The sequence below is a fragment of the Nocardia sp. MDA0666 genome, assembly GCF_003023875.1.
Lineage (GTDB): Bacteria > Actinomycetota > Actinomycetes > Mycobacteriales > Mycobacteriaceae > Nocardia > Nocardia aobensis.
In genome coordinates this window covers 42139-53385 of sequence record NZ_PYHT01000017.1, presented here as the reverse complement: position 1 = coordinate 53385, position 11247 = coordinate 42139, and the positions used below count along the sequence as shown (strand labels likewise).

Genomic DNA, 11247 nt, shown 5'->3' with positions numbered 1-11247 from the left:
TGCGAAGAATCCGGTCTATTTACCGCCCTGGCTCGCGACCGCGGCCGCACCCGCGGCTGCCGCCTCGGGGTCCAGATACTCGGCCGGACCGATCGGGCGCAGATTTTCGTCCAGTTCGTAGCGCAGCGGAATACCCGTGGGAATGTTGAGGCCGGCGATATCCTCGTCGGAAATCCCGTCCAGATGCTTCACCAGCGCGCGCAGTGAATTGCCGTGCGCCGCAACCAGAACGGTCTTTCCGGCCACCACTTCGCGGGAAATCGTGGACTCCCAATACGGGACCATGCGGGCGACGACATCCTTCAGGCATTCGGTCGCCGGCACGTCGATACCGGCGTAGCGTGCGTCGCCGCTCTGGCTGTATTCGCTGTCGGCCTCGATCGGCGGGGGCGGGGTGTCGTAGCTGCGACGCCACATCATGAACTGGTCGTCGCCGTACTGATCACGGATCTGGGCCTTGTTCTTCCCCTGCAGCGCGCCGTAGTGCCGCTCGTTGAGCCGCCAGTCCCGCACCACCGGAATCCAGTGCCGATCCGCGGCGTCCAGGGCGATATTCGCGGTGCTGATCGCCCGGCGCAGCAGCGAGGTGTAGACGATATCGGGCAGAATGCCGTGCTCGGCCAGCAGTTCACCGGCCCGTTTGCCCTCGGCGACACCCTTGTCGGTCAGGTGCACATCCACCCAGCCGGTGAACAGATTGAGAGCATTCCATTCGCTTTCGCCGTGGCGCAGCAACACGAGGGTGTACGTCATGCAGGTCATGCTAGCGGTGCCGCGCCGGCGAATTTCAGCTGCGCCGGATCGGACGCTCGCGACCGCCGCGGGCGCGACCTACCAGCTCACGGTGAGATCGTAGGCGGTCAGAATCGCCTGCAGAGCGGGGTTGATCGGCGGAGGCAGCACCTCGGCGCCCGAATCCGCCGATGTGACGAGTCCGTTCGCGGTGTGCGCGAGACCGGTCCGGCGCAGCCAGATGGCCCAGCAGTCCCATTCGCTGCCGTGCCGCGACCCGTAGGCGATGCCGTGAGCGAGGCTGTCGTCGTCGAGAGTGATCTGCCAGATCCGTGTGGAGATCGCGGTGGTGAGCCAGCGCTCGCCGCCGCGCAGTTCGGCGACCGTGACCTCCCGCAGACCGCGCTCCACGAGTGCGATCGGGGCATACCGCGCAATCGCCGACAGGCTCGAGGCCGCCTCGATATCGATGAACCATCCGTGCGTCGGCAGTCTCAGGTGGTAGAGCTTGTATTCACTGAGCCACAACATGTTCAGCTCACGCGGCGGCCGATATCCCGAGCTCTGCCACTCCTCTTTGATCAGCGATTCGAGCTCGTCGTCGGAGGCGACGTCGTCGAAATAGTGGGACGCGCGGCGGGGAAGTTTCGGCTTGAGCGGTGCGAGAAGCTCTCCGTACGCGCCCTGTTCGGTACTGGCGGCGTAGACGGTCTGCTGGCCTTCGACGTCGTAACGATTCCAGTCCGTTCGTGATTCGTCACTGGATATCCCGCGCTGGAGCGGATTGAGCGGTCCGTAGGACGGTTTCGCCAGCCGATAGACCTCACGCGAGGCGGCGGGCAGAAGCGCGAAACCGGTCTTGGCGCAGCGCCGAGCATTTCGGGTTTCGCGCACAGACACCGGTCTCCCTCTTCCGATAGCTTCCCAAAGAGGGAAGTTTATCGAAAGCGGGCTTCACCGCGCGCCTCGGTCGACCGAGTCAGTTGTCCGAGCCGTCGACGAATGCCACTGCGGCAGCGATGGTCTCGCGGAATCGGTCCGCACGGATGGCCAGCGCGGGCGACTCCTCACCCAGCCGCGGATTGGCTCCGATGAACCACGACCGCGCCACATCACTGTCCTCGGCGGTCGCCAGGATGATCCAGCACCGATGCGCGACCTGCAGGCGAGCCAGGGCGGCATCCCTGGGCGTCGGACCTTCGGCATGGGACCACTTGTGCGGCAGCTTGCGGTCTCGGACACCGGCGATCAACGCCACCAGGGTCGGACCCAGATGCTGGACGAGCTGTCGCGCGAGCTCCGCCGGACGCAGCTTGGCCGTATCGACATGACTGGTGATGGCGAGAGCGTTCGCAACGGTCATCGGTCTCAACCCTCCAGTGCACGAGCCTGCCGCAACACGGCGGTCAGATCAGTGTAGCTGAAAATGCCACCCAAATGCAACCACTCCTGCTACCTTATCCACCTCCGTATCAACCCAGCACCGCACTCCCGCTAGGACCTCCCTGTTCCATGCGACTGTCGAGAAATACGCGCGGAAGTCACTCCTCGGGGCTGCACAGTCCCCCTTCGCCGCCCAGCGACGCCGACGCCCTGACCGTGAGCCTGCACTATCTGATCTATTACCGGAACGAGTACGAACGCTCCCGCCTGGTCGTCAAGACCCGGGCCAAACGGGTGGTCGTATGGACCGCCGTCGCCAACGGTGTCATCGCCGTGCTCGGTACCGCGGTGGCGGTCTTCCAGGCGCCGTGGATCGGCCTGCTCAGCACGGGACTCGCGGCATCGATCGGAGTGGTCACCGCCTGGGACGGTCTGTATCGCCATCGGGAGATGTGGATCCAGCGCAGTGTCATCATCGGCCAGCTCCAGACATTGCTGCGCGGCGTCGAACTGCGGCGAGCCCAGCACGAGGATCGCGACCTGCTCGCGCGCGAGGCGATGATCGAACTCAACGCGATTCTCGCGGAGGATCTGGAAGCGTGGACCTCCATGCGCCGAACCCAGCCGCTGGCACGCGAAGTCACCGATACGGGCAAGGAACGCTAGACCCGCCCTTCTCGAATCTTGTTGATTCGATTACTTTCCCGCCGACTCGACGCCGCTCATGATGACGCCTGATCGCAGAAGTCACCGCGATCGACGGCTATGAGGGAGTCGGCCATGAGTGAACCGGGTGTGGTACCCGACCGGGAAGGTCCGGGGGCATCGGCCCCGGAACCTTCCGTCTTCCGGCGGATCGGCGTCGACTGGTGGGCGGTGATCGTCGCGGGCGCGTTCGTGCTGCTCGCCGTCGCCGACGCCCTGCCGAAGATTCCGTGGTGATCGCCATGGCTACCGATACGACAACCGCGACAGAGGAATCGGTGAACCTGCGGGGAGCTCTGGCCTATCTGCCGGGCATCGCGCTGCTGGTGGCGGTCGGCTTGCTCGGCAAGTACACCCAGATCCGGGTGAACGACTTGGTCCACGCTCACCACTGGCGCTTCCCCGATATCGAATATGTCCTGTGGGCCATCGTCTTCGGACTGATCATCGCCAATACCGTTGGGGTGCACCGGATTTTCAAGCCCGGTATCGGCACCTACGAATTCTGGTTGAAGGCCGGCATCGTGGCGCTGGGGTCCCGTTTCGTCCTCGGGGACGTCGCGAAACTGGGTGGCACCAGCTTCGTGCTGATCCTCATCGATATGACGGTGGCGGGCGCGATCATTCTCACCGTGGCACGGCTGCTCGGCCTGTCCGGCAAGCTGGGATCGCTGCTGGCCGTGGGCACCTCGATCTGTGGCGTCTCGGCGATCGTGGCCGCGCGCGGAGCCATCCGGGCCCGCAATGCGGACGTCGGTTATGCCATCGCCGCGATCCTGACACTGGGCGCGGTATCACTGTTCACGCTTCCCGCGATCGGCCACGGCCTGGGGCTGACCGATCACGAATTCGGCCTCTGGGCGGGTCTGGCCGTGGACAACACCGCCGAAACCACCGCGACCGGCTACGCCTACTCCGACGCCGCCGGCAAACTGGCGGTGCTGGTGAAATCGACCCGCAACGCGCTCATCGGATTCGTGGTCCTGGGCTTCGGCCTGTACTGGGCTTCCCGCGGTGAGGCCGACACCATCGCGCCCGGTCTGCGCGCCAAGGCGGCCTTCGTGTGGGCGAAGTTCCCGAAGTTCGTCCTCGGCTTCCTGGCGGTCTCCGCGCTGGCGACCGCCCACTGGATCGACAAGGCGCAATTGGCCAACCTGGCCAACCTGTCGAAATGGGCCTTCCTGCTCACCTTCGCCGGCGTCGGTCTCAACACCGATTTCCGGGAACTGGGGCGCAGCGGATGGCGGCCCCTCGCGGTGGCGGTGGTCGGCCTGGTCGTGGTCGCGACGGTGTCGCTGGGGCTGGTGCTGTTCACCGTCCGGGTGTTGCACTGGGGCGTGGTCGACTGACGGACAGCCGGTAGCGGCCGACATTTCTACAAGACGCGCACCCGCGCCCTCCGGGACAGTCATGGCATCCGCCATCGTCCTCAGGAGGAGATATGGGAACTGCCGCTGCCGGCCGAGCCAAACGCGCGATGCTGCTGCTGGTCACCGCGCTCACCGCACTGCTCGTCGGGAATTCCGCAGGGTTCGCGACGGCCGCACCGGACGATTCCGGGGACCGGATGGTGCGGCTACCGGGCGGCGATCTCCACGTCGTCACCAGCGGGGCGCCGAGCGCGCGGGCGGTGGTGCTGATCCACGGGACCGGCGGCTCGGTCTCGTGGTGGGATCCGGTCCTGCCCGCGCTGGCGGACTTCTACGTGGTGCGCGTCGACCTGCTCGGCCACGGCCGGTCGGCCAAACCGGACAGCGGTTACAGCATGGCCGAGCAGGGACATCGCGTCGGAGCGGTCCTCGACCGCCTCGGCGTGCGGAGCGCGATCGCCGTGGGGCACTCCACCGGCGGGTACGTGGCGACCGAACTCGCCGCTCAGCGTCGCGACCTGGTGAGCGCGATCGGACTGATCAGCACCGGGTCGCGCCTGGACGCCTTCACCGACAACGGCCCGCTCGGCAACCTGCTGTTCGTCCCGCAGATCGGGCAACCGCTGTGGCCCCTGCTCCCGGATGCCGCCATTCGATACGCCATGAGCAGCGCGTTCACTCGCGACGTCGCGATCCCGCAGCAGCTCGTGGACGACTTCCACGGCATGACCTACCGCAGTGTCACCGCGACCTCCGACGCGTCGGACGTCTATCTGCGGGAACGCCGGGAACCGGACCGCCTCGCCGATCTCGGGCTGCCGAGCCTGGTGCTCTACGGCTCCCGGGACCACCGCTGGCCGGCGGCATCGTTCGAGGACTACCGGAGCGTGCCGGGAGTGCGGATCGAATCGCTCGACTGCGGGCACAGCCCGATGATCGAGGAGCCCGGCCCCACCGGAGAACTCCTACGCGACTTCGCCGGTCGGCACTGAGCCATGGAGCTGGTCGCCTGGTTGAAGAGTGAGCACGGGCTGGGGCACGGGCACGCGAATGCGCTTGTCGCGCATGTGCGCAGCATCGACAACGGGTAGGCAGCATGGGCCCGGCCCGACAGCGCGCAGGCGCCGGCCGTCGAACCGGCCCTCGTCCTCAATCGGTCGCGAGAGCCGCCGCGCCCACCAGCGTGGCACCGTCGGTGATCGGGGATTTCAGGACACGAAGTTCACGGATGAAGCCGAGGCCGGCATGTTTCACCACCGCCGCCCGCAGCGGATCCCACAGCGGGGCGCCGGATTCGGCGAAACCGCCACCGATCACGACACGGTCGATGTCGAGCATCGCGGCGGCAGACGAAATGGCTTGTCCCAGAGCTGTCCCCGCGCGCGACAGCGCAGCCGCGGCGACGGCGTCACCCGCTCCGGCGGCGCGCGCCAGTTCCATCCCGGTCGTTCCCGTCCAGCCCTGTGCGCGTGCCCACCGGACCGAGGACATGCCACTCGCGACGGCCTCCACACATCCGACACCGCCGCAGGCACACGGCACATCCCAGCCCGGTACCACGATATGGCCGACGTGCCCGGCATTTCCGGTGCGGCCCACGAGAACTCGGCCGTCGCTGACGATGCCGCCGCCGATTCCGGAGGAGACCGTCATCGCCAATCCGGAACGGACACCGCGTAAACCACCGACGCGATACTCCGCCAATGCCAAGGCCGCGCCGTCGATCGCGAATCGAATATCGGCCTCGGGGAACAATTCTCGCACCGCGGCGGCGATCGGGAAGCCGTCACGCCACTCGGGAATGTTCAAGGGGGCGGTGCTACCGGCACCGACATCCACCGGGCCGGCGGCGGCGATCCCGATCGAGGTCACCTCGAATTCGCCGGTGCCACAGGTGTCGTCGGCCGATGCGGCAGCTACCACCTGCCGCAGCAGCTCGCGGCAGGCTTCCCAGGCTCTCCGGGAAGGCACGTCGACCCGGCGCATGTGCCGCAACAGGGACAGCGATCGGGGTCGCAGTGCGGGGTCGTCGTACGGAACTGCCTCGATCGGCGCCGTCGCGACGGCCGCGGCGAATTTCGTCGCGCCGATATCCACAGCCAGCACGCCCATCTCGCCACCGCCTCCTCAGCGCATCACCCGATCGGATGCACGGTACCCACTCGGCGGGCGAGAGCTGTCAGGACTCCTCGGTGTCGACCAGATGCTCGAACGCCCGCAGATTCTTCAGCGATTCACCGCGCGAGACACGCCATTTCCATTCGCGCCGAATGGATTCCGCGAAGCCGAGCTCCAGCAGCACGTTGAAGTCGCCGTCGACCGCCTCCAGGATCTGACCGAAGACGCGGTCCAGTTCGTCGGGAGTCACGGCATGGGTCGCGATGCGGCCGACCAGATAGATGTCGCCGACCCGGTCCAGGGTGTAGGCGACACCGTAGAGGCGGCGGTTGCGGCGCAGCAGGTACTTGTAGACGCCCTCGAAGTTCTCGTCGGGCTTGCGGCAGACGAAGCATTCGACGCGCACGCCGTGCTTGCCGACCGTCAGCATGACCGTCGTCTTCAGCTTGCGCTCACCGGGCAGCACCACGACGAAGGTGTCCCGGCCCTCGCGGGTGTAGTCGATCTCGCGCTCACGCACGGTGTCGTCGATCAGCTGCGCGGTCTGCGCGATGGTGTCACTCACCGGCGTACCACTCCCATCCGGCGCCGCCACAGCGCCCGCGACCTGGCTTGACTGCCCTCTGTCAGCAACGTACCCGGCATTCGCGAACGCACACCCCGATGTCCGGCCAACGCCTCGCCGTAGCAGTCGAGCAAACCGTCGGCCGTGTGTTCCCAGGAGAAGCCGGCCGCGTGATCCACCGCGGCCGCGCCCATCCGCCGCAGCCGTTCCGGATCGTCGAGCAGTCCGCGCAGGGCCGCCGCCCACTCGTCGGCCCGGTGGCCCGACACCAACATGCCCGAAACACCGTCTCGCACAGCCGTACTCAACCCGCCGACGTCGGCGGCCAGCACCGGCGTGCCACTGGCCTGCGCCTCGATGGCGACCAGGCCGAACGACTCGTTGTAACTCGGCACCGCGACCATATCCGCGGCCCGGTACACCTGCACCAGACGATGCGGCGGCTGCGGCGGCAGGAACGTCACCCGATCCGAGATGCCGAGCGTCGCGGCCAACTCGATCAACGCGTCCGGACGATCCAGACCCGTCCCCGAGGGCCCGCCCACGATGAGCACCCGCAGCTTGCGCTCGGGTTCGGTTCGCAGCACCTCGGCCGCCGCGAACACGAGCACATCGGGCGCCTTGAGCGGCTGGATCCGGCCGACGAAGGCCACCACCTGCTCGTCCGGCTCGATACCGAATTCGGCGCGCGCGGCTGCCCGGTCACCGGGTCGATAGCGGGACAGATCCGCACCCGGCGGCACCACGTCGATACGCCCGGATTCGGCGCCGTACAGCTCGACGAGCTGGCGGGCCTCCTCCGCGGTGTTGGCGACCAGCCGATCCGATTCGGCGATGATCTGCTTCTCGCCCACCACCCGCGACAGCGGTTCCGGTGAATCCCCTTCGGCCAGGAATGCGTTCTTCACCGCGGCCAGCGTGTGCGCGGTATGCACCAGCGGCACCCGCCACCGATCCCGGGCCAGCCAGCCCACCTGCCCCGACAGCCAGTAGTGCGAATGAATCAGGTCGTAGTAGCCGGGCAGCTGCCGGGCCTCCTGACGCAACACCTCCGCCGCGAACGGACACAGCTGAGTCGGCAGATCGTGCTTGTCCAGCCCCTCGAACGGTCCCGCCACCACATGCCGCACCAGCACCCCCGGCGCGGCCTCGACCACCGGCTCGTCGTTGGACGACGTCGCCCGCGTGAAGATCTCCACCTCCACGCCGCGGCGAGCCAGCTGGAGCGCCGACTGCAGCACGTAGACGTTCATCCCGCCCGCATCGCCGGTACCCGGCTGTGCGAGTGGAGAGGTGTGCACCGACAACACCGCGATCCGATGCGGACGTTGATCCGGGCGATAACTCACACCCTCCAGTGTGCACGCCTCGACGCGTCAACCGTTATGCGCGCGAGGCCCGAGTGAGCGTAGTCACACCCACCGCTGGGAGGTGGGTGTGCGCGGGATCACCGCAGCGACGCAACGAATTCGGTCAGTTCGTCGGCGAAGCGCTGGGGGTCCTCGACGAACAGGCCGTGCTGGGCGTCGTCCCAGAACGAGGTGCGCGACTCGGGGGCCTGTTCGGCGATGTAGCGGCCGTTCTCGACGGGGACCACCGGATCGGCGGTGCCGTGCATGATGAAGACCGGAACGTCGAGGTTGCGCAGGGTCTCGGTGTTGTCGACGGTGCGGTAGAACAGCGCCTTGCGAACCCGCGGCGGGGTCGCAAGGCTGCCGCCGAACAGGCGCTGGGCGTCCTCGCCCTTGTCCCGGCCCGGCCCGGTGTTGGCGTTGCCGAAGGCGGCGAATCCCCGCATCGCCCGGCCGGCGCTCTCCTCGAACACGTCGGGGATGGCCTTCTGCATCGCCGGGCCGGGCTGGGCACCCTCGACGCCCCGGCCGATACCGGCCTGCGATCCGCAGTACACCACCCCGGCCAGGGCGCCGGTGCCGTACGCGGTCAGATAGTCGCTGAGCACGATGCCGCCGTAGGACCAGCCCAGCAGCACCGCACCGGCCGTGATGTCCTCGGCGGCCAGCACCGCTGCGACGTCGGCCGCCCAGTTCTTCGGATCGTCGTAGCCGGCCTCGGGCGCACCGGAGTAGCCGTGCCCCCGCAGGTCGACGGCGATCACCCGGAACGTCTCGGCCAGAATCTCCGCCGCACGACCCCAGCACCGCAACGTGCCGGCCCACCCGTGCAGCAACACCAGCGGACGTCCCTGTTCGGGTCCGGAGACCTGATACACGATGTTGGTTCCGTCCGCGCTGACCACTTCCCGAATCGCCATGCTCGCCAGGCTAACGGGACGGAATTCCGGCACTGCCCGCACGCTAGGCTCGGTTCCCATGAGCACCCGTCATGCCGTCGTCACCGGAGCGAGCTCGGGAATCGGTGAGGCCACCGCCCGCGAGCTCGCCAAACAGGGCTATCACGTCTACGTGGGAGCGCGCCGGATGGATCGACTGCAGGCGCTGGCCGACGAAATCGGCGGTACCGCAATCGAATTGGATGTCACCGACGAGTCGTCGGTGCGCCTGTTCACCGATGCGGTCGAACGCGCCGACGTGCTGGTCAACAACGCCGGCGGAGCCAAGGGGCTGGCGCCGGTCACCGAGGCCGATCTCGACGACTGGCGGTGGATGTGGGAGACCAACGTGCTGGGCACGCTGCGGGTGACCAAGGCGCTGCTGCCGAAACTGATCGACTCCGGTGACGGACTGATCGTCACCGTCACCTCGGTCGCCGCCCTGCAGCCCTACGACAACGGCGCCGGCTACACCTCGGCCAAACACGCGCAGGCCGTCCTGCACCGCACGCTGCGCGGCGAACTGCTGGGCAAGCCGGTGCGGCTCACCGAAATCGCGCCGGGCGCGGTCGAAACCGAATTCTCCCTGGTCCGGTTCGGCGGCGACACCGAGCGCGCGGCCAAGGTCTACGAGGGCATCGACCCGCTGTTCGCCACCGACATCGCCGAGATCATCGGCTTCGTCGCGAGCCGCCCACCGCATGTCAACCTCGACACCATCGTGGTGAAGCCGCGCGACCAAGCCGACGCCGGCCGCTTCGCCCGCCGCAGCTGAGCCGGGGCGGTGAGCGCTAGCTCCCGCCGCGAACCGGTCCCGGCGCCACCGGAGTCGCCGAGACCACCGGTGCGGGCTCGCCCTGGATCGCCGACATGGTCTTCCAGGTGTCCCAGTCGATGGTCCAGTCGTAGAGGTCGCCGTCGGCGGCGGACAGGGCGATCGATGTGCCGGTGACCTCGACCGGGTCGCCGTACATGGCCGTCGGGAAGTACTGCTGGGCGTCGCCGGTGCTCAGGTTGATACAGCCGTTGGTGACGTTGGTATTGCCTTGCGCCGACGCCGATTCCGGGTTCGCGTGGATGAATTCGCCGTTGTTGGAGATGCGTACCGCCCAGCGTTCGCGAACGTTGGTGTAGAACGGCGGATTCGACATCAGGAAGTCTTCGTACTTCTCGGTCACCACGTGGATACCCGAACGCGTCACATTGCGCGCCTCGTTGCCCTCGCCGTAACTGCACGCGAAGTCGAACAGTGTGGACCCGTCGCGGATCACCTGCACCCGATGGCTGGGTGCGTACCCCTTCACGATCTGGCTGCGGCCGATGGTGAACTGCGAGGACAGATCCGAGTTGCCGTAGGCGCCGCCGCCCAGGTCCAGGCCGTACAGCTTGGCCGCGAAGGTTACCGCCGTCCCGGGCGCCCAGTAGTTGCGCGGACGCCAGTGCGCGCGGGAGCCACCGTTCTCGTCCGGCAGCCAGGCCCAGCCGCCCTCGGCTGCCGGGGTGGTCGTGACGGTCAGCGCCTTCTCGACCGCTTCCTTGTTCTCGACGTGCTTCTTGAACTGCAGGATGATCGGCGCGGCGATGCCGACCTCCTGCCCGTCACCGATGTTGATGGTGGCCGACACGGTCTGCTTGGGGGCGAGGGTGGTGAATTTCGACTCGATCGACACGGGCTTGTTGTCGGTGCCGACCGCCGTGCCCGACCAGGTGTAGGTGACGCCGTAACCGAGCGGCTCGGTGACCGTGAAACTGCTCTTGTCGGGCGACAGGGTGCCGGTGACCTGCTTACCGTCCGGATTGGTCAGCGCGACCCGGTCGATGCGGCCGCTGGCGACCGTCACCGAGACGGGTGCGACCGGGTTCACGTCGGCGGCACCGCTGCCGGGCTCGAATCTCAGCTTCGCGACCGGGCCGGACTCCTTCGGCGCGGACGAACCGCCCCCGCCACTGCCCGAACATCCGGCCACCAGCGCGGCCACCGCCAGCTGGCCGGCCCCGACCAGTACGGCCCGGCGGCCGGCAATTCCTCGAATGTTCACTTCCGCGAATTTACCGCGCCCCTCCGACAGCCCGGCCCGTTCGCG

13 protein-coding genes and 1 pseudogene are annotated in these 11247 nt (G+C 67.6%); 6 read left to right on the top strand and 8 right to left on the bottom strand.

Going from position 1 to position 11247, the window contains the following annotated elements; translation table 11 throughout:
• Positions 1-15: 15 nt before the first annotated feature.
• From C8258_RS22250 to C8258_RS22240, 3 genes are all read right to left on the bottom strand, one after another.
• Complete coding sequence (locus C8258_RS22250) at positions 16-753, bottom strand: phosphoglyceromutase (protein ID WP_106956929.1); 738 nt, start codon at positions 751-753, stop codon at positions 16-18.
• A 78-nt stretch (positions 754-831) separates the two neighbouring features.
• Positions 832-1626: a hypothetical protein gene (locus C8258_RS22245; RefSeq protein WP_036506009.1), complete on the bottom strand. Its 795-nt coding sequence runs from the start codon at positions 1624-1626 to the stop codon at positions 832-834.
• A gap of 85 nt (positions 1627-1711) precedes the next feature.
• The gene (locus tag C8258_RS22240) at positions 1712-2095 is read right to left on the bottom strand and encodes a hypothetical protein (RefSeq protein ID WP_030516176.1); all 384 of its coding nucleotides are present in this window, start codon (positions 2093-2095) and stop codon (positions 1712-1714) included.
• Between the two features lie 149 nt (positions 2096-2244).
• Here C8258_RS22240 and C8258_RS22235 point away from each other — a divergent pair, with 149 nt between their 5' ends.
• The 5 genes and pseudogenes from C8258_RS22235 to C8258_RS22220 form a co-directional block, all read left to right on the top strand.
• Positions 2245-2781, top strand: a complete 537-nt coding sequence (locus C8258_RS22235; RefSeq protein WP_157163491.1) for an SLATT domain-containing protein — start codon at positions 2245-2247, stop codon at positions 2779-2781.
• Between the two features lie 114 nt (positions 2782-2895).
• Positions 2896-3057, top strand: coding sequence for a hypothetical protein (locus tag C8258_RS32950; protein WP_199195810.1), 162 nt, complete (start codon positions 2896-2898; stop codon positions 3055-3057).
• Between the two features lie 5 nt (positions 3058-3062).
• Positions 3063-4169 (top strand): YeiH family protein, encoded by a 1107-nt coding sequence (locus C8258_RS22230; RefSeq protein ID WP_106956928.1) that lies wholly within the window; start codon positions 3063-3065, stop codon positions 4167-4169.
• 92 nt (positions 4170-4261) lie between these two features.
• Positions 4262-5182: an alpha/beta fold hydrolase gene (locus C8258_RS22225; protein WP_106956866.1), complete on the top strand. Its 921-nt coding sequence runs from the start codon at positions 4262-4264 to the stop codon at positions 5180-5182.
• Positions 5183-5185: 3 nt separating this feature from the next.
• Positions 5186-5281 (top strand): annotated as a pseudogene (locus C8258_RS22220) (DUF4287 domain-containing protein); the annotation flags it as partial.
• 58 nt (positions 5282-5339) lie between these two features.
• On the opposite strand, the gene C8258_RS22215 reads toward C8258_RS22220, so the two are convergent.
• From C8258_RS22215 to C8258_RS22200, 4 genes are all read right to left on the bottom strand, one after another.
• Complete coding sequence (locus C8258_RS22215) at positions 5340-6302, bottom strand: ROK family protein (RefSeq protein ID WP_106956864.1); 963 nt, start codon at positions 6300-6302, stop codon at positions 5340-5342.
• A gap of 67 nt (positions 6303-6369) precedes the next feature.
• Entirely contained in the window at positions 6370-6873 is a 504-nt protein-coding gene (locus C8258_RS22210; RefSeq protein WP_369974801.1) for a YbjN domain-containing protein, read from the bottom strand.
• Positions 6870-8222 (bottom strand): D-inositol-3-phosphate glycosyltransferase, encoded by a 1353-nt coding sequence (gene mshA / locus C8258_RS22205; protein WP_106956863.1) that lies wholly within the window; start codon positions 8220-8222, stop codon positions 6870-6872. Before mshA ends, C8258_RS22210 begins: the two co-directional genes overlap by 4 nt.
• 98 nt (positions 8223-8320) lie before the next feature.
• Entirely contained in the window at positions 8321-9145 is an 825-nt protein-coding gene (locus tag C8258_RS22200) for an alpha/beta fold hydrolase (protein WP_106956862.1), read from the bottom strand.
• Positions 9146-9203: 58 nt separating this feature from the next.
• Here C8258_RS22200 and C8258_RS22195 point away from each other — a divergent pair, with 58 nt between their 5' ends.
• Positions 9204-9938: an SDR family NAD(P)-dependent oxidoreductase gene (locus C8258_RS22195; RefSeq protein WP_063065413.1), complete on the top strand. Its 735-nt coding sequence runs from the start codon at positions 9204-9206 to the stop codon at positions 9936-9938.
• A 16-nt stretch (positions 9939-9954) separates the two neighbouring features.
• Here C8258_RS22195 and C8258_RS22190 read toward each other — a convergent pair whose 3' ends face one another.
• Positions 9955-11196 (bottom strand): Ig-like domain-containing protein, encoded by a 1242-nt coding sequence (locus tag C8258_RS22190; protein ID WP_369974804.1) that lies wholly within the window; start codon positions 11194-11196, stop codon positions 9955-9957.
• Between the last annotated feature and the right edge of the window lie 51 nt (positions 11197-11247).

Coding starts and splice junctions, on each gene's coding strand:
- C8258_RS22235 (WP_157163491.1), top strand. CDS start 2,245: ATGCGACTGTCGAGAAATACGCGCGGAAGTCACTCCTCGGGGCTGCAC.
- C8258_RS22230 (WP_106956928.1), top strand. CDS start 3,063: ATGGCTACCGATACGACAACCGCGACAGAGGAATCGGTGAACCTGCGG.
- C8258_RS22225 (WP_106956866.1), top strand. CDS start 4,262: ATGGGAACTGCCGCTGCCGGCCGAGCCAAACGCGCGATGCTGCTGCTG.
- C8258_RS22250 (WP_106956929.1), bottom strand. CDS start 753: ATGACGTACACCCTCGTGTTGCTGCGCCACGGCGAAAGCGAATGGAAT.
- C8258_RS22200 (WP_106956862.1), bottom strand. CDS start 9,145: ATGGCGATTCGGGAAGTGGTCAGCGCGGACGGAACCAACATCGTGTAT.
- C8258_RS32950 (WP_199195810.1), top strand. CDS start 2,896: ATGAGTGAACCGGGTGTGGTACCCGACCGGGAAGGTCCGGGGGCATCG.
- C8258_RS22240 (WP_030516176.1), bottom strand. CDS start 2,095: ATGACCGTTGCGAACGCTCTCGCCATCACCAGTCATGTCGATACGGCC.
- C8258_RS22215 (WP_106956864.1), bottom strand. CDS start 6,302: ATGGGCGTGCTGGCTGTGGATATCGGCGCGACGAAATTCGCCGCGGCC.
- C8258_RS22195 (WP_063065413.1), top strand. CDS start 9,204: ATGAGCACCCGTCATGCCGTCGTCACCGGAGCGAGCTCGGGAATCGGT.